Here is a 19,698-nt window from a genome sequence, read left to right as displayed (position 1 = left end):
TTTAATAATCGATGATATTTTTTAAATCCTCGAGTAATTTTTTAGCCATCAGCTCATAGCCTTTTATAGTAAGATGTACATCATTGAGCGAAAGCTTTTGCTCTATCCATTTGTTTTTTCCTCCGCTATCTTGCATAAACTGATGCATATCAAAAATAAGAGTTTTTTCTTCTTTAGCAACTTCATATAATGCTTTGCGTATAGTAAAAAAATCAGGAGCAAGCTTGTAGTTTTTACCTTGTTTTTGAACTACTGTTGGTGGAGAGATTAGCATGATAACAGCGTTTTTATTGTAAGTTTTTAAAATGCTAATCCATTTTTTTAAATTATTTTTGAATTTTTGTTTTTCAAACCCTTTAAAGAGTGCATCATTAGAACCATAGGCAAGAATAATCAAATCATTGTGTAAAAGTCCTAGTTCTTTTTTTACAACTGCTTGATTCCAAGAGAGCCATAAATCACTTTTGGCACCATTGATTGCAATGGTATCTAAGAAAACATTATTATTTTTATTTGTGATGAAATATCCTCCTAGTTCAGCATCCTTTTGTAAAGCTGAAATTTGCAAAGGAAGATCAAGTTCTAGTTCTTTATAAGACCATTTGTTAATTTGTGTAGTTCTTAACTCATAGCTTTGGTTTTTTGCATCTTTGATGCTAAAAGCATTGGTATTTTGCTTGGCTTTAAATAAAAATCCTATCTTGAATTTTTTTTTATCTAAGGTTGTATCAAGGTTGATTTTTGCGCCTTTGATTTTTGCTTTGGCTATTATCCCACCTAGTGGAAAATTATGTCCAGTATTAGCAGGATTTCTTGAGTTTAAAATTTCAAAGTTTTTATAAGAATAAACAAGATTAAGATTTTGTTGATATTTGGGCTGTAGAGGATAGGCAAAACCTATAGAGTTAGATCGGATTAAATATCCTCTTATGACACGCGGAAAGAAATCAGCCGCCATATGAGAATCTCCATAAATTCTAATTCCTATGTTTTGATTTTTTTCTAATTTTTTTTCTAGATTTTTAAGATCTTTTTTTAATACATAACTTGTTAAAGCAGAGTGATTTTTGTTTTGATTGAGCATGGAATCTATTGTGTCATTTGTATTTAAATTTTGTGCATAAGAGCTAGTAAAAATAATAAAAAACAATAAGATAATTTTAAATTTATTTACTAGCATTTTCTTCCTTAAGTTTTATGTGTTCTAATAAAAGTTTAGACATTTCTCTTGCGCCACTTGGAGTAAAATGAACCCCATCATCTGTTCTTACTTTTATACTTCTATTGTTTTCATCTTTTATATAAGCTGAGTATTCATCATTGACACTAAAAAATAGCTTAGTGTTGATAAAAATTTCTTTATTTTTAAGAATTTCATCGCTGTAAATTTTATTGAGCACTTGTATTTTTTTGTTCAAATCTTCTTTTTTTACAGGAGGGATTTCAAACCAAAAAACTTTGGCTTTATGTTTTTTAGCGATTTTAATGATTTCATCTACACGATTTGTATAAATATCTATCCAAGAAGGGGAGCCAAAACGATGGTAATTTCCTCCTTTTTTAATATCCCAAGGATCATTAGCGCCAAGAAGAACAACAAGATATTTAATATTTGAGTTTTTAACAAAAGCTTCATTGGTGGCTTTTGACCAGTCAAAATAGGATTTATAAGAAAGGCCTGTATTTTGTTTACTAAGATCGGTTACCTTAAGATTTAAATTTCTTAAATCTCTATTTAAGGCTATTGCAACACCTTGCATTAAAGAATCTCCGATAAATAAAAACTCATCTCCATTTTGTAGTTCTAATTTGGTATTGTCGATAAAACTAATATTTGCATCTTGGATTAAGGTTGGATTTGTTTCTTTATGAGAAGTGTTTTCATCATTTTCTAAAGTGTTTAGAACTTTATCTATTTTACTTAAGTTTTCATCTGTTGATTTACTTTCTTGATTTGTAGTTTCTTCATTGGTTTGAGGCAAGGGTTCGTTGCTTAAAATTGCACGAATTTGTTCTAATTTAATTTTGAAGCCATTGGCTTCTTTTAAAAGATCATTATGAGGATAGAATGCAAAGTGATATTTTTGTTCTATATAAGAGCTAATACTCTGATTCATAACTACAACAACCAAGCCAAGCACTATAATCAAAATGAAGAAAAATCTAACTACACTCATCTAAAAACTCGAATAAATAAAATCAGGAATTCCATCTGGCATAAAAGCAAAAACCAAAAGTAAAATAAAAGCTATGATAAAAGGTTTTAGCAAAAATGGAGTAAGATTTAAAATCTTAATGCAATATTCTTTAAAATTAATAAATAAAGGATAGATCATAAAAAGAACCCCAAAAGCAACCAACATATAAATATCGTTATAAGATGGAATTTGGAAGAAATTATAATAACAAGCTTTAAAATATTCTATTGCATCTTCTAGATTTTTGCTATAATAAAAGAAAATCCAAGTAAAACATACAAATTGAAAGGTTAAAAATCTTCCTAAAGCTGGAATTTTTTTTAAACTAAATTTGCTTAAAGCTAGCAAATGTATAAAAACTATGCCAATACCATGCAATAAACCCCAAACAATAAAAGCAAGTGTATTGCCATGCCACATACCTGAAAGTATAAAAGCGATGAGTATGTTAACTATAGTGCGTGGCATTCCTTTTCTATTGCCCCCTAAAGGTATATAGATATAATCTCTTATAAAGGCTGAAAGACTGATATGCCATCTAGCCCAAAAATCTTTTAGGTTTTTTGCAAGATAAGGCATGTTAAAGTTAGGTGGAAGGGTAAAACCTAACATTAAAGCAAAAGCACAAACTAAATCAACATATCCGCTAAAATCGCAGTATATTTGAATCGCGTAGGCGTAAATTGCGCTTAAAAGTTGTATGAAATTATAAGATTGTGGAAAGTCTAAAATACTTTTAGCATAAATTCCAAGGTAATTGGCTATTAAAACTTTTTTAACTATACCAAAAACAAGCAAGATGATGATTAAATTTGCATGTTTAAATTCGCGTTTTTGATAGGCCTGTTCAAAGAAAAAAGAACTTCGCATAATAGGCCCTGAAAGTAGTGTTGGAAAAAATGATAAGAAGGTTGCTAAATTTAAAAAACTTTCTAAACGCCGTTTTTGATAAACTTCTACAAGATAAGTAATAGAAGTAAAGGTATAAAAACTAATCCCTATTGGTAATACTAAATCAATATTTAAAAATTCTAAACCGAAAAAATTTAATATCTCATCAACACTTCCTTTGATGCTAGGAAAGTATTTAAAAAAACATAAATTCAAAATAATAAAAGCCATGCAAGTAGCGAAAATATAACGCTTGCGACGCACAAAAATTAGCAAGGCAAAATAGTGTATAAAAAAGGTATATATAAATAAAACCAAGGCGAAATAAGGATTGATTAAAATATAAATAATATAAGAGAAAATTAAAATTAAAATATTTTGTATTTTGTAATCATTTTTAAAAGTCCAATAAATAGCAAAAAAAGCTATCATTAAAATACTAAATTCTAGAGAAAAATAAGTCATACCTTCAATCCAAAGCGAGATTTGCCCATAGTAGGGCAAAGATTATTTTTTTCTGCTTAATGCAATATTTTTGATGTATTGATCAGCTAAATAAAGTCCATTTCCGTGTTCTCCGATTAACTTAATCTTGTCAACTATACCGCGGAAAAGTGCTTCTTCTTCGTGTTGTTCGCTTACATACCATTGTAAGAAATTAAAAGTAGAATAATCTTTATGTGTTAGCATGTGTTCAACTAAAGTATTGATTGATTTTGTGATAAATTGCTCATGTTCATAGGTTTTTTCAAAAACATCAAGCAAGGATTTGAAATTTTGTTCAGGCTGTTTTACTTCTTGAAGCTCTACATGAGAATCTGTCTCATTAAGATAAGTGATAAGCTTTTTAGCATGATCGCTTTCTTCGCTTGCATGTGCAAACAAGAAGGCTCCAGCTCCATCAAGACTGTTTTCATAGCACCAAGAACTCATACTAAGATATAAGTTTGCTGCATACATTTCTTTGTTTATTTGTTCATTGAGTAATTTTACAACTTCTTTAGAAAGCATTCTTATCTCCTTATTAAAATTTAATAATGTTTTATAATGATATATTATTTTTTTAAAAACAAGCTAAATTTTTTGATAGTTAAAAATTATATTTAAGAAAAATACAAAATAAAAAATGTTTCCAAAATGTTTCCAAGTTTTTTTAAACTTCCATTACTTTTTTAAAGTTAAGGAGAAAAAATGAAAAAAATTCTATCTTTAAGTGTGGCAAGTCTTGCACTTTGTGGTACTTTAAATGCAGCAGATTTAAAAATCGCAGGTTCATCGACTGTGTATCCTTTTACTTCTTTTGTAGCTGAAGAATACGCTTCGATTAAAAATACCAAAACTCCTATAGTAGAGAGCTTGGGAACAGGGGGTGGATTTAAGGTATTTTGCGAAGGAACTACTGATATTTCTAATGCTTCAAGACCTATGAAATTAAGCGAATTTGAAACTTGCAAAAAAGCAGGAGTAACTGATATAGTAGGGATTATGATAGGTTATGATGGTATAGTTTTAGCCCAAAATAAAACCAATGCTCCATTAAATATCACAAAAAAAGAACTTTTCTTAGCATTAGCAAAAGAAATTCCACAAAATGGAAAACTTATACCAAATCCTTATACAAACTGGAATCAAATCAATAAAAATTTACCAAATCGTAAAATTAGTGTTTATGGCCCACCATCAAGTTCAGGAACAAGAGATACTATAGAAGAGCTTGTAATGAGTGATGTGTCTAAAAAAATTCCTGAGTATAAAGGCGAGTATAAAACCATACGCCAAGATGGTGCTTATATCCCAAGTGGCGAAAATGATAATCTAATCGTTTCAAAACTTACTATTGATAAGGATGCTTTTGGAATTTTTGGTTATAGCTTTTTAGTGAGCAATTCAGACAAAATCAATGCTGCTAATATCGATGGTGTTACGCCAAGCGAAGAAAGCATCGCAGATGAAAAATACGAACTCGCAAGAAGTTTGTTTATTTATATCAATGCTAAGAAAAATCCAAAAGAAGCCTTTGAATTTGCAAAAATTTATATGAGTGATGATTTGGCAAAAAGTGGTGGAGAGCTTGAAAAAATAGGACTTATCCCTTTAAATAATGATAAGTTAAAAGCTTCTCAAAAACATATAGAAGATAGAAAAATTTTAAATGATGAGCTTGTAAAAGCTGGAAAAGTTTTTTAAGGAAAAACTTTGTTAAAAGAAAAAATAATCAAATTTGCACTTTTTTTATGTGCTTTTGTAAGCGTGATAGTAAGTTTTGCTATCATGCTTACGATTTTAATTGAAGCTTTAAAATTCTTTCAAAAAGAAAGCGTTGTTACCTTTTTATTCTCAAGTCAGTGGGCAGCTGATGCAGCTTTTATGAATGCAGATGGTATGAGCAAACAAGGTGTTTTTGGGGCACTATCGCTTTTTTGGGGAACTTTTTATATTTCATTGATTGCTATGCTAACGGCTTTACCTTTAGGGGTTATGTGTGCTATATATTTAGGTGTTTTTGCTGGTAAAAAATCTAAAAATTACTTAAAACCTATTTTAGAAATCATTGCAGGGATTCCTACTGTTGTTTTTGGATTTTTTGCGGCTATAGTTGTAGCACCTTTTATAGTGTGGTTTTTTTCTTTATTTGGCATACAAGCAAGTTTTCAAAGTGCTTTAGGCGCAGGTTTTATCATGGGGATCATGATAGTACCTATAGTGGCTTCTTTATCTCAAGATTGTATTGAAGCAGTAAGTGAGAAAAGGATTAATGGTGCTTATGCTTTAGGTATGACAAAAAAAGAAGTGGTTTTTGCTGTGATTTTACCTGAGGCTATTCCTGGTATAGTTGCAGCTTGTCTTTTAGGACTTTCAAGAGCCTTAGGTGAAACCATGATAGTGGTAATGGCAGCTTCTTTGCGTCCAAATTTAACTTTAAATTTTTTAGAAGATATGACAACGGTAACGGTAAAAATCGTAGAAGCTTTAAGCGGAGATCAAGCTTTTGATAGTTCTTTAGCTTTAAGTGCTTTTTCTTTAGGTTTAGTGCTTTTTATCATCACTTTAATCATCAATATGTTTAGTGTTTATCTTATCAATCGCTTTCACAAAAGGAAAAATTTATGAAAAAACTTTTTAAAAAAAGACAAAAAGCTTCAAAGTCTTTTAAAAGACTTTGTAAAATGGGGCTTTATATTAATTTAATTTTTCTTTGTATCTTTTTAGGGAGTGTGGGTTATCTTGGAATTGGATCTTTTAAGCAAACTTATATTTTTGTAGAGGCTAATAGAAATTCTCCTGCTTATGATCTTTTATCTCGCGCTGAGCAAAGAAAGATAAGAACAGGGCAAATCACTGAAAAAACTTGGCTTTTGGCAAATTCAGAAGTGGATCAATATATGAAGCAAAAATATAATCGCCTTAGTGAAAAACAAAGAGCTTTAGTTGATGATCTTGTGCAAAAAGGCGAGATAGAGCTTAAATTTAATAGCAATTTCTTTTTAAATGGGGACTCAAAATCTCCTGAAAATTCAGGAATTTTATCTTCAGTTGTAGGGACTTTGCTTGTTATGCTTGTTTGTATGGTTGTGAGTGTTCCTATAGGCGTTGCAGCGGCAATTTACTTAGAAGAATTTGCACCGCAAAATTTATTTACACATTTTATAGAAGTGTGTATTAATAACCTTGCAAGTATTCCAAGTATCTTGTTTGGACTTTTAGGACTTGGAGTGTTTATCAATCTTTTTGGAATGCCTCGCTCAAGTGCTTTAGTGGGTGGGCTTACTTTGGCTATTATGAGTTTACCTATTATCATTGTTTCAACCAAAGCGGCTTTAAAAAGTGTGGACATTAACATGAAAAATGCCGCTTATGCCTTAGGCATGACAAAGGTTCAAATGGTAAAAGGGATTATGTTACCTTTAGCTATGCCTATGATTTTAACAGGTTCTATTTTGACTTTAGCTGGGGCTATAGGAGAGACTGCACCTTTGATGATTATCGGTATGATAGCATTTATCCCTGATGTAGCTAGTTCGATTTTTGATCCAACTAGCGTTTTGCCTGCTCAAATTTACTCATGGTCGGCTATGCCAGAGCGTGCATTTTTAGAAAGAACAGCAGCGGGTATTATTGTGCTTTTAGGACTTTTAGTCGTGTTAAATCTTAGTGCGATATTATTAAGAAAATATTTTCAAGGAAAATTAAAGTGATAGCAAAAACAACAAATTTAAATTTATTTTATGGAAAAAAACAAGCTTTATTTGATATCAATATGCAAATAGAACAAAACAAAATTACCGCACTCATCGGTGCTTCAGGATGCGGTAAATCCACTTTTTTGCGTTGTTTTAACAGAATGAATGATAAAATCGCAAAAATCGATGGTTTGGTAGAAATTGAAGGAAAAGATGTTAAAAATCAAGATGTAGTAGCTTTGCGTAAAAATGTAGGCATGGTTTTTCAACAACCTAATGTTTTTGTAAAAAGCATTTATGAAAATATCTCTTATGCACCAAAACTTCATGGTATGATTAAAAATAAAGATGAAGAAGAAGCTTTGGTGGTGGATTGTTTGCAAAAAGTAGGACTTTTTGAAGAGGTTAAAGATAAATTAAAGCAAAATGCTCTAGCTCTTTCAGGCGGACAACAACAACGCCTTTGTATCGCAAGAGCTTTAGCAATAAAACCTAAGCTCTTGCTTTTAGATGAGCCAACTTCCGCACTTGATCCTATTAGCTCAGGTGTTATAGAAGAGCTCTTAAAAGAGCTAAGTCATAATCTTTCTATGATCATGGTTACGCATAATATGCAACAAGGTAAACGCGTGGCCGATTATACTGCATTTTTTCACCTAGGTGAGCTTATAGAATTTGGTGAAAGTAAAGAATTTTTTGAAAATCCAAAACAAGAAAAAACCAAAGCTTACTTAAGCGGTGCTTTTGGGTGAGATTTATAGAAAAACAAGTATCTTTGTATTAAAATTATATCCTTGAAAAAAATTTCATAAGGATATAGTTTTGTTTGAAACACTTTTAAAACTTAGCGAAGAGCCTTTAAAAAGTAAGATTAAGGATTTGTATTTTTCTAAGTTTAATTATATAGGCACTAAGATTGATTTTTGTATCACTCAAAATTTAAAACTTTTGGGCGAAGTTAATTTACTTTGGGCTGAAGTCAAACAAGGAAAAAGCGAGCTTAAAAAGTCTTTTGTCCAGCTTGTACTTACCATAGGAAAATATAAATTTTATACAGAGCAAACTCCAAATTTGCTTTGTGCTTTTGACGCTGAAAAGATAGCCTTTTTACCTTTTTCTTCCTTGCAAGAAATTTTTTATCAAAGCGATATAGACTTTAGCGTAACACCTAGCAATCATAAAAGTGAGCAGTTTTTAAAACTTCTAAAAGATCTAGATAGCATTTTAAATACAGCGCAAATTTTTTATTATGAAAAAAATGATGAAGAATTAAAAAATTTCATAAAAAAAAATCTTACGAGTGAAAATATAAACAAATTTAAAATCGATAAAAATAATTTTGTAAGTATTTATCATAAATGGAATAAAATGGTTAAAGATACTATCAGTATTGATTGGAATTTGGCTAAAGAAAGCGGGATTATAGATGCTGATTTTTATTTGGCTGATTTGCTTTCAAATGAAAATGAAACCATCAGTCAAAATTTATTTGCCATTCTTAAAAAAGATTATTATGAGTTTAATAAAACAAAAAGTGATTTAGGTTCTATCATCAACGAACGCACTTCTTTTAAAGATAATCAAAAAGCCCATCATGGATTTTGGGCGATTTACGAGCGTCCTCCAAGAAAAGAATTTTGGGATTATATTATAAAGCGTAGAGATTTGCTTGTAGATCAAGATATAAGAGAGCGAAAAGGAGCCTTTTTTACTCCAAGAATTTGGGTGGATAAGGCTTGTGAGTATCTTTCTAAAACTTTTGGGGAGGATTATGAAGAGGAGTATTATATATGGGATTTAGCGGGTGGAACAGGAAATTTACTGGCCAATTTTACCAATGCAAAAAATATCTTTTGTTCTACTCTTGATAAAGCCGATACAGATGTGATACATGAGCGTATAAAAAATGGTGCGAATTTATTTGAAAATCATATTTTTGAGTTTGACTTTTTAAATGATGAATTTTTTGATGAGGTAGATGATAAGGGTAAAATCATCCAAAAATCAAAATTACCTTTAAATTTACAAGAGATTTTAAAAGATGAAAACAAACGCAAAAAACTAATAATTTTTATCAATCCACCTTATGCGGAAGCTAGCAATTCAAAAACTGCTAGTGGTACTGGAAATCATAAAAGTAAAGTAGCAAGAGAAAATAAAATTTGTGAAAAATACAAAGATATTTTAGGAAAAGCAAATAATGAACTTTTTGCACAATTTTTTATCAGAATTTATTGTGAGATAGAAGATTGTTTAATGGCTAGTTTTTCGACTTTAAAATATGTAAATTCTACCAATTTTATAAAATTTAGAGAGAATTTTAAGGCTAAATTTTTAAAAGGCTTTATGGTGCCTGCTAATACCTTTGATAATGTAAAAGGAAATTTTCCTATAGGATTTTTGATATGGGATATGAGTAAAAAAGAAGAAATTAAAAAAATAAAACTTGATGTATTTAATGAAAATGGAAATTTCTTAGGAGTGAAGTATTTTTATAATGATAAAAAAGAAAGTATCAATAAATGGCTTAGAACATTTAATAAAAAAGATGGCAATAATATAGGTGTATTAATGGCTGATGCACCTGATTTTCAACAAAATAATCATATTGCAATTTTAAATAAAAAAAGAAATGTGCATTTAATTTTTCAAGATATCAATGAAAATATCATTAATATAGCTATATATTTCTCAGTGCGTCATATAATAGAGCATACTTATATAAATCATAATGATCAATTTTTGTATCCTAATGATTTATATAAAAATGATAATGAGTTTAAAAGCGATTGTTTATCTTTTATGCTTTTTCATGGTAAAAATCGCATAAGTGCAAAAGAGGGGATAAATCATTTCATACCTTTTAGCGAAAAAGAACTAGGTATCACAAAAGAAGCTTTTAAGAGTGATTTTATGTATAAATTTATAAAGGGCAATATAAAAGATGAAAACTCGCTTTTTGGCGATGAGTTAGCCAAGATAGAATTTAGCCCCCAAGCAAATGAACTTTTAAAAGCTGGAAAAGAACTTTTTAAGTATTATCATACTCATAGTGAAGATAAAAACTATCTAGCCAATGCTTCGCTTTATGATATCAAAGAATTTTTTCAAGGCAGGGATGAAAAAGGCAGGATGAAGCTTCCTAGCCAAGCAAAAGACGAGCATTATAAAGCTTTACTGAGTGATTTAAATGCAAATTTAAAAATTTTAGCTAAAAAGTTAGAGCCAAAAATTTATGAATACGGCTTTTTAAAAGAATGATCATGGCAAAAAAACAACTTTCTTTAACAAGACTTAGTATTCCTATATTTTGGGATTTGCTTTCTAAATATTTAACTGTGATTATCAATACTGCTATGGTGTCGCATTATTCTAATTTTCTTGTGGGTGCTATGGGGGCTGGAAATCAAATTTTAGATCTTTTTATCACTATTTTTTCATTTTTAAGTGTGGGTTGTAGTGTGGTGATAGCTCAGGCTATTGGTGCAAAAGATCATGTTTTAGCAAGAAAAGTGATTCATCAAAGTTTGTTTTTAAATGCACTTTTAGGTTTTGTGTGTGGCGCGCTTATTTTATGGCATGGGGAGTATTTGCTTTATCTTTTAAAAATCCCACAAGAACTACTTAAAGATAGTGAAATTTATTTAAACATGCTTGCAATTTGTTTGTTTTTTGATGCCATAGGAATTGTTTTAGCGGCTATTGTAAGGGTTTATAATATGGCTTATTGGGTTATGCTTATAGGCTTTTTGATGGATATAGTGGTGATTTGTGGAAATTATTATGTTTTGCATTATACAAAATCAGAACTTTTTGGAGTAGGGCTTAGTAATATTTTTGCCCGTATTGTTGCTATAGTGGCTTTACTTGTGATACTTTTTTATAAACTTAAAATTCATCTTAAAATCAAAGAAATGATAAAACTTGAAAAAGAGGTATTAAAAAAGGTTTTAAATATAGGTGGGTTTTCAGCAGGAGAAAATCTTTTGTGGATAGTTCAATACACTATAGCTTTTGCTTTTGTAGCAAGCTTAGGCGAGGCGAGTTTGAGTGTGCAAACGATTTATTTTCAAATTTCAATGCTTATCATGCTTATAGGACAAGCTACGAGCATAGCTAATGAAATTATAGTAGGTAAATTAGTCGGTGCTAGATATATAAATATCGCTTATAAACACACTTGGCGTGCTTTATATTTTAGTGTGATAGCGAGTGCTTTAGTGGCACTTTTGAATTATCTTTGTCAAGATTTTACTATGCAAATTTTAAGGCTTAAAGAAGAGTTAAAAAATTTAATGATACCTTTATTTGTTCTTTCAATCTTTCTTGAAATTTCACGAACTTTTAATATAGTTATGGTTAATTCCTTGCGTGCAAGTGGCGATGCTAAGTTTCCATTTTTTAGCGGACTTGTTTTTATGATGGGGGTATCTTTGCCTGTGGGTTATGTGCTTTGTTTTTATTTTAATCTTGGAATTTTAGGGGTTTGGATAGGATTTTGTGCAGATGAGTTTTTGCGTGGAATGGTAAATTCATACAGATGGAAAAGTAAAAAATGGCAAGGCAAAGCTCTAGTTTAAAATCATTTATTTATAAAGATGAATGCTATTTTTATTCTAAAAAACGCATAAAAACTTTAAGATTAAGGCTCAATGAAAGGGGTGAGTTTGTTCTTAGCATTCCTTATTTTTGCACCTTTAAAAGTGTTTATGAGTTTTTAGATAAATCAAACCCTTGGATAAATGAGGCAAAAAAAAGATTTGAAAAAAAAGCCTTAAAAGATGATGAGTTAATCTTTTTAGCTAAAAAATATAAAATTATTTTTGATGAAAATGCTAAAAAAACTTATTTTGATAAAGATAAAATTCTTTGTCAAAATGAAGCAAAATTAGATTTATTTTTAAGACAAAATGCCAAAAAGATTTTTACTTTTTATCTTAAAAAATGGAGTCAAAAAACAGGTTTATTTTACACACACTTAAGCATTAAAAATATGAAAACGCGTTGGGGTTCTTGTAATCATAATAAAGCCTATATCAATTTAAATTTAAAACTCATTCAAAAGAGTTTAAGGGCTATTGAATATGTGATTTTGCATGAAATAAGCCACTTAAAATTCCCTAATCACAGCAAAGAATTTTACGCTTTTATGGAGCATTTTATGAGCGATTTTAGACAAAGAGAGAAAGAATTTTTAAGTTAAAAATGTTATATTTATAGTTTATTTTTCAAAAAAGGCATAATATGACTTTGGATTTTGATTTTATTTATAATGCGGATAATGATATTTTTGAATATTTATTGCGTTTTTATGCGAAAAATTACAATTATACCCTTAGCAAAGAAGAAAATATTTATCATTTTTCTATCGATGCAGATGAAGAAAATTTAAAGACTTTTTGTGATTCTTTGAATTTCATGAGTCATAGTGTTTTTTTGAAAAAATTTGATGTAAAAGCGGGACAGGATTTTAACCTTTGTATGCCAGAAGGTAAAGAATTTTCAAGATTTTCTTATATTACTCATTTAAATTCTAATGCCTATCAAGAAAAAAAACTTTTAAACAAAAACGAATGGGGCGTGTTTTGTGAGTGTGAATTTTCAAGCAATTTATCAGAATTTGAAAAAATCAATGAAGAAAATTTCAATACTTTTTTAAATTTTGCCTTTGATTTGTTAAGTCAAGAAAAAAAGATTTATTTAAAAGATAAAAATGGCATTTATGAATTTTCTTTGTTTAAGAACGAATTTATAGGAGATTTTTTGCTTCCTTGTGATATTAAAGCTATAAATTCAGTTTTTGTTTGTTCAAATGAAAATTTAAAACTTCTTGCAAGTTTGGAAAAACCTTTGATGAAGCTAAGGCTTAATGCCATGTTTAGAAAAAATCATAATCTTGATTTTAATGATTTTAAAATCAGACTTGCTAGAGATTTGTTTTGCTTTGCTTTAGGTTTGAAACTTTTTGGAAATGAATATAAATTTTTAAGCGTAAAAAAGATAGAAGAATATCAAAAAGATTTTTATATCAGTGCTTTAGATGAGCAAGTGGTGGTTTTGGAAGGTTTTGAATTTATCAATGCTAAGGCAAGAGAGCTTATTTTTTCTAAAAAAGATAAAAGTATGGCAAGAATTTCTTATCTTGTAAGCCGTTATAAGGAAAAGGCTTTTATTTTAGAGCTAAGTAAAGATGATGAAGATATTTTGCTTATCAATAAAGAGCTTAATTTGCTTAAACTTTCTTTACCAAAACACAGCAAAGAGCTTTATGAAGAGATTAAAAAAGATGAAATTGGCGCAAGGCTTTTAGAAAATTTTAGCAAGGAATTTCCTCTTTTAGATGAAAGTTTTGAACTTCGAAATAATTTTTATTCTTTGCTTGGCTTAGTGGGTAGAGTGCTAAATTTGGGTAAAAATTTACAAGAGAGTGCTAGTGAGCTTTTAAAAATTGCCGATGAGTCAAAAATGCCTCGTGGAGTAAAGATTGATTATCGTTTGAAAGAAGATAAAAGTTTTGATTATACAAGAACCTTAAGATCTGCTATGAGTTTTATGTTAGCAGGTGTAGATAGTGCTAATATCGCTTATGGAGCGGTTGAAAGTTTGGCTTATTTCTTGCGTGATACTTATGATGAATTAAGAGAGAAAAAGCAAAGCGATTTAGCACTTATAAGTGGATCTTTGTTTGAACATAAATCTTTGCTTAAAAATACTCTCAAACATCTTAAAAATTGTCAATTAAGCGATGTGCCACTTAGGATATAAGATCAAAATTTCAGGTTTAGTTCAAGGGGTGGGTTTTCGTCCCTTAGTTTATGAACTAGCTTTGAAATCAAAGCTTTTTGGAGAGGTAAGAAATGATGGTTTTGGGGTGGAAATCATCCTTTCTTGCACTCAAAAAGAATGTGAAAATTTCATAGAAAATTTAAAAAATAATCTCCCACCTTTAGCAAGAATAGATAAGCTTATAATCACACAAATTTCTATTCCAAACTATGAAAATTTTAGTATCACTCCTTCTTTAAAGAATGCAAAAAGCACACCTATGTTAAGTGATTTTGCGCTTTGTAAAGAGTGTAAAAAAGAATTTTTTGATGAAAAAAATCCACGCTTTTTATATCCTTTTATCACTTGCACACATTGTGGGCCACGCTTTAGTATTATAAAAAGTCTTCCTTATGATAGAACCCATACTTCTATGCAAGAATTATTGATGTGTGAGTTTTGTAAAAGCGAATACGAAGATCCTAAAAATAGGCGTTTTCATGCCCAGCCTATTAGTTGTCCTAAGTGTAAAATCAATGTTTTTCTTAAAAATCCAAAGGGTGAAATTTTAGCTAAAGATCAAGAAGCTTTTATGCAAAGTGCGAAGTTTTTAAAGGAAGGTAAAATTTTAGCCATAAAAGGCATGGGTGGTTTTCATCTCATGTGCGATGCTTTTAATGAAGAAGCTTTAAAAGCTCTAAGACTTAGAAAAAATCGCCCTAAAAAACCTTTTGCTTTGATGTGTAAAGATTTACAAAGTGCTAAAGAACTTGCCTTTATAGATGAAAAAGAAGAAGCTTTGCTTGGTGGGGTTTTAGCTCCTATTGTGATTTTAAAGGCGAAAAAAGCCTTTTCTTTAATCGCACCTGATGTTGATAAAATTGGTATTATGCTAGCTTATACGCCTTTACATCTTTTGCTTTTTGAGTATTTTAAAGGAAGTCTTGTAGCAACAAGTGCGAATTTAAGCGGAGAAAGTATTATTAAAGATGAGTTTAATTTGTGTCAAAAACTTAGCGAAGTATTTGATTTTTATTTAGATTATGATAGAGAAATTATGAATGCAAGTGATGATAGCATAGCTCAAGTGGTAAATGGTAAAACTATGTTTTTGCGTACTTCAAGGGGTTTAAATCCTTTTTATTTGGAAAGAAATTTTAATAAAAAAGGCACTTTTTTAGCTTTGGGTGCGGAGCTTAAAAATGAATTTGTGATTTTTTATGAAAATAAACTTTTAATTTCTCCTTATATAGGGGATTTGAAAAGTCTTGATGTGCATGAGAGATTTTTTAAACTTTTAGAATTTTTTAAACAAAATTATGATTTGAAATTTGATGCGATTTTATGCGATAAACACCCGCATTTTAGCTATGCAAAAGAATTTGAAGAAAGGATTAAAATTTCTCATCATTATGCGCATTTTTGTGCGGCTTATTTTGAATATGAAGAAAATTTTGCAAAAGATGAAAAGGCTTTAGCTTTTATTTGTGATGGAACAGGTTATGGTGAAGATGGCAAAATTTGGGGTGGAGAAGTTTTTGTAGGAAATTTGAAAGAATATGAAAGAATTGCACATTTTGAAAATTTCACTCTTATAAATAGTGATATTAAAAATATACAAAATTTGGCTCTAAGTCTTATTTTTCATTATGATTTAGAAGATAAGGCTAAGGAGTTTTTAGCAAAAATTCCAAAAATCAAACTTGAAAATCTTAAAAAAATTTATTCACATTCTAACTTACAAACGAGTTCTTTAGGACGCATTATCGATGCTTTTGGAAGTATTGTTTTTAACTTAGAAAAAAGTTCTTATGAAGCTCAAGTTGGTTTAATGTGTGAAGCTTTTTATGATAAAAATCTTGATTTTTCTTACAAGCTTTTTGTAGAAAAAGGGCAGGTTAATTTTAAAAATTTAATCCTAGGGGCTTTACAAGATGAAAAAACTAAGGCAATTACAGGTATGTTTAATGCCTTGGCAAATTTTATCATAGATTTTAGCAAAGATTATGATTTAAAAGTGCTTTTGAGCGGAGGAGTTTTTCAAAACAAAACCTTACTTGAAATTTTAAAAGCTAAAAATTTTGATTTTTTTGTACCTTTAAAATACCCTTGCAATGATAGCTCCATAGCCTTAGGACAAATGGTACATTTTTTAAATTTAGAAAAATAAAGCAAATATTCTAAAAACTCATAATTTTTTAATGCTTTTAAGGTTAAAATGAAACAAAAAATATAAAAGGAAAGAAAATGTGTAAAGATTGCGGCTGTTCTATAAATTCAAACCATACGCACGATCATCATCATGATCACCACCATGAAAATCCAAGCTTAAAAGAAAGTAAAACCATAGAAGTGATTTCTAAAATTTTAAGCAAAAATGATGAAGAAGCTAAGCACAATAGAGCGCATTTTAATGAAGCTAACACGCTTTGTATTAATTTAATGAGTTCTCCAGGTAGTGGAAAAACCACTCTTTTAGAAAGCACGATTAAGGCTTTGAAAAATGAGTTTAAAATCGCTGTGATTGAAGGGGATTTAGAAACCAATAATGACGCCCTAAGAGTAAAAAATGCTGGAGCTTTGGCATATCAAATCACTACAGGGCAAAGCTGTCATTTGGATGCTTTTATGGTGCATGAAGCTTTGCATCATTTAGCCATTGATGATGTGGATTTGCTTTTTATAGAAAATGTTGGAAATTTAGTTTGTCCTGCAAGTTATGATTTAGGAGAGCATTTAAATGTAGTTTTGCTTTCGGTAACTGAAGGAAGTGATAAACCGCAAAAATATCCTGTGATGTTTAAAAAGGCTGATATAGTTTTAATCACAAAGGCAGATTTGGCTCATCATTTTGATTTTGATGTTAAAGAGGCAACTAAGTTGATTAAAGAATTAAATCCTAGAGCAGATATTATCACTCTTGATGCAAAAAATGGCACTAATATGGAGCTTTGGTATAAGGTGCTTAAACTTAAAAAGGAGCTTTTTTAATGTGTTTATCTATACCTTCTGAAATTTTAGAAATCGATGAGTTAAATAATGCTTTAGTACAAACTTTAGGTGTGAAAAGAAAAGTTAATTTGGATTTGATTGATGAGCCTTTAAAACAAGGCGATTATGTCTTAATCCATGTAGGCGTTGCTATGGAAAAAATCGACAAAGAAGCTGCGCTAGAAAGCATTAAAACCTATCAAGAAATAGTAGAAAAAATGAATAGTGGAGAGATAAAAAGTGATGAGGGAGATTTGGGTTTAAATGAATTTCATCGATGAATTTAGAGATAAAGAAAGCATTTTAGCTTTAAAAAAACTCATAGAACAAGAACTTAAAAATCCTATTAACATCATGGAAATTTGCGGTGGGCATACGCATAGTATCATGAAATATGCCCTGCCTTCTATTTTACCAAAGGAAATTAACTTTATCCATGGGCCAGGATGTCCTGTTTGTGTTATGCCAAGAGTTCGCATTGATACAGCTATTAAACTAGCCTCTATGAAAGATACGATTTTTTGTACTTTAGGAGATCTTTTAAGGGTGCCTGGAAGTGAAATTTCTCTGCTTGATTTAAGAGCTAAAGGGGCTGATGTTAGAGCGCTTTATTCTCCACTTGAGGTTTTGGAAATCGCTAAGCAAAATTTAAACAAAAATATCATCTTTTTTGCTATAGGTTTTGAAACCACTACGCCTATGAGCGCTTTACTTCTTCAAAAGGTTATAGAAGAGAAAATAAATAATGTCTTTTTTCATATCAATCATATCACAGTTCCAGCACCTGTAGAAGCGATCATGAATGATGAAAATGTAAAAATCAATGCTTTTTTAGGCCCTTCTCATGTGAGTGTAATAACAGGTTATGGTATTTATGAGCCTTTAGCGGCAAAATTTAAAACCCCTATAGCGGTGAGTGGTTTTGAGCCAGTTGATATTTTAGAAAGTGTGTTAAATATCATAAAACAAAGCAATGAAGACACTTTTAAAGTGTATAATCAATACAAAAGAGCTGTAAGCAAAGAAGGCAATGTTAAAGCACGAAATTTAGTAAAAAAATACTTTAGAGTGTGTGATTTTGAATTTCGTGGCTTAGGACTTATTAAAGATGGAGGCTTGGAGTTAAAAGAAGAATTTAGTGCCTATGATGCGAGTAAAAAATTTGATTGTACGGTGCAAAGTAAAAATGAAAGCAAAGCCTGTATTTGTGGGCAAATTTTAAGAGGTTTGGCTAAGCCTTATGATTGTAAAGTTTTTGGCAAGGCTTGTACGCCAAGAAGTCCTATAGGAAGTTGTATGGTTTCTGGCGAGGGTGCTTGTGCGGCGTATTATAAATACTCAAAGGTGAATGTATGAAAAATATTTCCTTAGCCCACGGAGGTGGCGGAGAAGAGATGAATGAGCTTTTAGCTAAGCTTTTTAAGATCTTTGATAATGAAATTTTAAACGCAAATAATGATGCGGCAATTTTGGGAAATTTGGCTTTAAGCACGGATTCTTTTGTTTTAAGTCCGATTTTTTTAGATGAAGGGATTAATATAGGCAAACTTTGTGTTTGTGGTTCTGTTAATGATATTTTGATGGTAGGTGCTAAGCCAAAATATCTAAGTTTAGGGCTTATCTTAGAGGAAGGTTTTGAGCTAGAAAAACTAGAACGCATTTTAAAAAGCATTAAAGAAGAATGTGAAAAATGTGGAGTTATGTTGGTTTGTGGTGATACTAAAGTTGTTCCTAAGGGTAAGGCAGATGAAATTTATATCAACACTACAGCCTTAGGTGAAATTATTTCTAAAAAAGAAAGTAAAAATATCAAAGCAGGGCTTAGCATACTTCTTTCAGGCGATATAGGAAGGCATGGAGCTAGTGTTTTAATCAAAAGAAATGAGCTAGAAGCTGATATTAAAAGTGATTGTAAGGCTTTAGATAAAGAGGTTTTAGAGCTTTTAGAAAAAGATATAAAGGTTGTAGCCATGAGAGATGCTACTCGTGGGGGGCTTAGTGCGGTTTTAAATGAGTGGGCAAAGCAAAGCGGAAATGATCTTTTGATCTTTGAAGAAAAAATCATCGTTCAAGATGAGGTTTTAGGACTTTGTGAGCTTTTTGGTTATGAAGCTTATGAGCTTGCAAATGAAGGCACTTTTATACTTTGCGTGGAAAAAGAAGATGAGTTAAAAGCCTTAGAAATTCTAAAAAAATACAATGCAAATGCGAGTATTATAGGAGAAGTTTTAGAAGAGAAAAAAGCACGCGTGATCTTACAAAACGCTTATGGGGCAAAACGCTTTTTAGAAAGCCCTAAAGGCGAACTTTTGCCAAGAATTTGCTAATGCACGAATTAAGTATAGTAGAATCTTTAATCGAACTTTGCGAAGAAAATGCCTTAAACAATAAGGTTTGCAATGTGCAAGAAATTTATGTAAAAATTGGGCGTTTAAGCGGTATAGAAGTGGATCTTTTTAAGCGTTGTTTTGAAACTTTTAAAGAAAGCTCAAATATTTGTAAAAATGCTAAACTTTTTATAGAACTTGCCCCGCTTGAAATTTTATGCTTAAAATGTGATCAAACAAGTATTTTAGAAGAAAATGTTTTTAAGTGTCCTAAATGTCAAAGTATAGAATATAAAATCACACAAGGTGAGGACTTACACCTTATGCGACTTGTGATGGAGTAAG

At 30.4% G+C, this 19,698-nt stretch carries 18 protein-coding genes; 14 read left to right on the top strand and 4 right to left on the bottom strand.

Annotated elements, in window-relative coordinates; all coding sequences use genetic code 11:
- Position 1 precedes the first annotated feature (1 nt).
- The 4 genes from ELQ09_RS06025 to ctf are packed head-to-tail and all read right to left on the bottom strand — an operon-like array spanning position 2 to position 4,100.
- Positions 2-1,180 carry an SGNH/GDSL hydrolase family protein gene (locus ELQ09_RS06025; protein ID WP_088303731.1) on the bottom strand — a complete coding sequence of 393 codons (1,179 nt, stop codon included), beginning with the start codon at positions 1,178-1,180 and terminating at the stop codon, positions 2-4.
- Positions 1,167-2,177 carry a GDSL-type esterase/lipase family protein gene (locus ELQ09_RS06020; protein ID WP_096702999.1) on the bottom strand — a complete coding sequence of 337 codons (1,011 nt, stop codon included), beginning with the start codon at positions 2,175-2,177 and terminating at the stop codon, positions 1,167-1,169. Before ELQ09_RS06020 ends, ELQ09_RS06025 begins: the two co-directional genes overlap by 14 nt.
- Entirely contained in the window at positions 2,178-3,554 is a 1,377-nt protein-coding gene (locus ELQ09_RS06015; protein ID WP_096702997.1) for an MBOAT family protein, read from the bottom strand.
- Positions 3,555-3,596: 42 nt separating this feature from the next.
- A complete protein-coding gene (gene ctf, locus ELQ09_RS06010) occupies positions 3,597-4,100 on the bottom strand; it encodes a non-heme ferritin (RefSeq protein ID WP_002852256.1) in 504 nt (167 codons plus the stop codon).
- A 180-nt stretch (positions 4,101-4,280) separates the two neighbouring features.
- Between ctf and ELQ09_RS06005 the strand changes: the two genes are divergently transcribed.
- The 14 genes from ELQ09_RS06005 to hypA all read left to right on the top strand — a co-directional run bounded on the left by ELQ09_RS06005 (position 4,281) and on the right by hypA (position 19,697).
- Positions 4,281-5,276, top strand: coding sequence for a substrate-binding domain-containing protein (locus ELQ09_RS06005; protein ID WP_070316936.1), 996 nt, complete (start codon positions 4,281-4,283; stop codon positions 5,274-5,276).
- 9 nt (positions 5,277-5,285) lie between these two features.
- Positions 5,286-6,200 (top strand): phosphate ABC transporter permease subunit PstC, encoded by a 915-nt coding sequence (gene pstC, locus ELQ09_RS06000; protein ID WP_070316937.1) that lies wholly within the window; start codon positions 5,286-5,288, stop codon positions 6,198-6,200.
- Positions 6,197-7,285, top strand: coding sequence for a phosphate ABC transporter permease PstA (gene pstA / locus ELQ09_RS05995; protein WP_134239937.1), 1,089 nt, complete (start codon positions 6,197-6,199; stop codon positions 7,283-7,285). The genes pstC and pstA overlap by 4 nt, the downstream gene beginning before the upstream one ends.
- Complete coding sequence (gene pstB / locus ELQ09_RS05990; RefSeq protein ID WP_002776307.1) at positions 7,282-8,022, top strand: phosphate ABC transporter ATP-binding protein PstB; 741 nt, start codon at positions 7,282-7,284, stop codon at positions 8,020-8,022. The genes pstA and pstB overlap by 4 nt, the downstream gene beginning before the upstream one ends.
- A 70-nt stretch (positions 8,023-8,092) precedes the next feature.
- Positions 8,093-10,531: a hypothetical protein gene (locus ELQ09_RS05985; RefSeq protein WP_134263835.1), complete on the top strand. Its 2,439-nt coding sequence runs from the start codon at positions 8,093-8,095 to the stop codon at positions 10,529-10,531.
- A 2-nt stretch (positions 10,532-10,533) separates the two neighbouring features.
- On the top strand, positions 10,534-11,850 hold the full coding sequence (locus ELQ09_RS05980; RefSeq protein ID WP_134263834.1) for an MATE family efflux transporter: 1,317 nt from the start codon (positions 10,534-10,536) through the stop codon (positions 11,848-11,850).
- A complete protein-coding gene (locus ELQ09_RS05975; RefSeq protein ID WP_070209868.1) occupies positions 11,826-12,473 on the top strand; it encodes a M48 family metallopeptidase in 648 nt (215 codons plus the stop codon). The genes ELQ09_RS05980 and ELQ09_RS05975 overlap by 25 nt, the downstream gene beginning before the upstream one ends.
- A 41-nt stretch (positions 12,474-12,514) precedes the next feature.
- The gene (locus tag ELQ09_RS05970) at positions 12,515-14,035 is read left to right on the top strand and encodes a hypothetical protein (RefSeq protein WP_134263833.1); all 1,521 of its coding nucleotides are present in this window, start codon (positions 12,515-12,517) and stop codon (positions 14,033-14,035) included.
- Complete coding sequence (hypF, locus tag ELQ09_RS05965) at positions 14,016-16,205, top strand: carbamoyltransferase HypF (RefSeq protein ID WP_134263832.1); 2,190 nt, start codon at positions 14,016-14,018, stop codon at positions 16,203-16,205. The genes ELQ09_RS05970 and hypF overlap by 20 nt, the downstream gene beginning before the upstream one ends.
- A gap of 77 nt (positions 16,206-16,282) precedes the next feature.
- Complete coding sequence (hypB, locus tag ELQ09_RS05960; RefSeq protein WP_052835097.1) at positions 16,283-17,026, top strand: hydrogenase nickel incorporation protein HypB; 744 nt, start codon at positions 16,283-16,285, stop codon at positions 17,024-17,026.
- On the top strand, positions 17,026-17,307 hold the full coding sequence (locus ELQ09_RS05955; protein WP_002776342.1) for a HypC/HybG/HupF family hydrogenase formation chaperone: 282 nt from the start codon (positions 17,026-17,028) through the stop codon (positions 17,305-17,307). The genes hypB and ELQ09_RS05955 overlap by 1 nt, the downstream gene beginning before the upstream one ends.
- Entirely contained in the window at positions 17,291-18,382 is a 1,092-nt protein-coding gene (gene hypD / locus ELQ09_RS05950; RefSeq protein ID WP_134224796.1) for a hydrogenase formation protein HypD, read from the top strand. The genes ELQ09_RS05955 and hypD overlap by 17 nt, the downstream gene beginning before the upstream one ends.
- Entirely contained in the window at positions 18,379-19,353 is a 975-nt protein-coding gene (hypE, locus tag ELQ09_RS05945; RefSeq protein WP_052835099.1) for a hydrogenase expression/formation protein HypE, read from the top strand. Before hypD ends, hypE begins: the two co-directional genes overlap by 4 nt.
- Complete coding sequence (gene hypA, locus ELQ09_RS05940; protein WP_134224797.1) at positions 19,353-19,697, top strand: hydrogenase maturation nickel metallochaperone HypA; 345 nt, start codon at positions 19,353-19,355, stop codon at positions 19,695-19,697. Before hypE ends, hypA begins: the two co-directional genes overlap by 1 nt.
- Position 19,698 lies beyond the last annotated feature (1 nt).

Origin of the sequence: Campylobacter sp. CH186 (assembly GCF_004378925.1) — a bacterium.
GTDB classification, from domain to species: domain Bacteria; phylum Campylobacterota; class Campylobacteria; order Campylobacterales; family Campylobacteraceae; genus Campylobacter_D; species Campylobacter_D jejuni.
The sequence above is the reverse complement of the archived record's forward strand: the minus strand, read 5'-3'. Positions and strand labels throughout refer to the sequence as shown.

Excerpts from the sequence above, each read along its gene's own strand:
- hypD (WP_134224796.1), top strand. The coding sequence starts at position 17,291 with ATGAATTTCATCGATGAATTTAGAGATAAAGAAAGCATTTTAGCTTTA.
- ELQ09_RS05970 (WP_134263833.1), top strand. The coding sequence starts at position 12,515 with ATGACTTTGGATTTTGATTTTATTTATAATGCGGATAATGATATTTTT.
- hypA (WP_134224797.1), top strand. The coding sequence starts at position 19,353 with ATGCACGAATTAAGTATAGTAGAATCTTTAATCGAACTTTGCGAAGAA.
- ctf (WP_002852256.1), bottom strand. The coding sequence starts at position 4,100 with ATGCTTTCTAAAGAAGTTGTAAAATTACTCAATGAACAAATAAACAAA.
- hypE (WP_052835099.1), top strand. The coding sequence starts at position 18,379 with ATGAAAAATATTTCCTTAGCCCACGGAGGTGGCGGAGAAGAGATGAAT.
- ELQ09_RS06015 (WP_096702997.1), bottom strand. The coding sequence starts at position 3,554 with ATGACTTATTTTTCTCTAGAATTTAGTATTTTAATGATAGCTTTTTTT.
- ELQ09_RS05980 (WP_134263834.1), top strand. The coding sequence starts at position 10,534 with ATGGCAAAAAAACAACTTTCTTTAACAAGACTTAGTATTCCTATATTT.
- hypF (WP_134263832.1), top strand. The coding sequence starts at position 14,016 with ATGTGCCACTTAGGATATAAGATCAAAATTTCAGGTTTAGTTCAAGGG.
- ELQ09_RS06020 (WP_096702999.1), bottom strand. The coding sequence starts at position 2,177 with ATGAGTGTAGTTAGATTTTTCTTCATTTTGATTATAGTGCTTGGCTTG.
- ELQ09_RS06025 (WP_088303731.1), bottom strand. The coding sequence starts at position 1,180 with ATGCTAGTAAATAAATTTAAAATTATCTTATTGTTTTTTATTATTTTT.
- pstA (WP_134239937.1), top strand. The coding sequence starts at position 6,197 with ATGAAAAAACTTTTTAAAAAAAGACAAAAAGCTTCAAAGTCTTTTAAA.
- ELQ09_RS06005 (WP_070316936.1), top strand. The coding sequence starts at position 4,281 with ATGAAAAAAATTCTATCTTTAAGTGTGGCAAGTCTTGCACTTTGTGGT.
- hypB (WP_052835097.1), top strand. The coding sequence starts at position 16,283 with ATGTGTAAAGATTGCGGCTGTTCTATAAATTCAAACCATACGCACGAT.
- ELQ09_RS05975 (WP_070209868.1), top strand. The coding sequence starts at position 11,826 with ATGGCAAGGCAAAGCTCTAGTTTAAAATCATTTATTTATAAAGATGAA.
- ELQ09_RS05955 (WP_002776342.1), top strand. The coding sequence starts at position 17,026 with ATGTGTTTATCTATACCTTCTGAAATTTTAGAAATCGATGAGTTAAAT.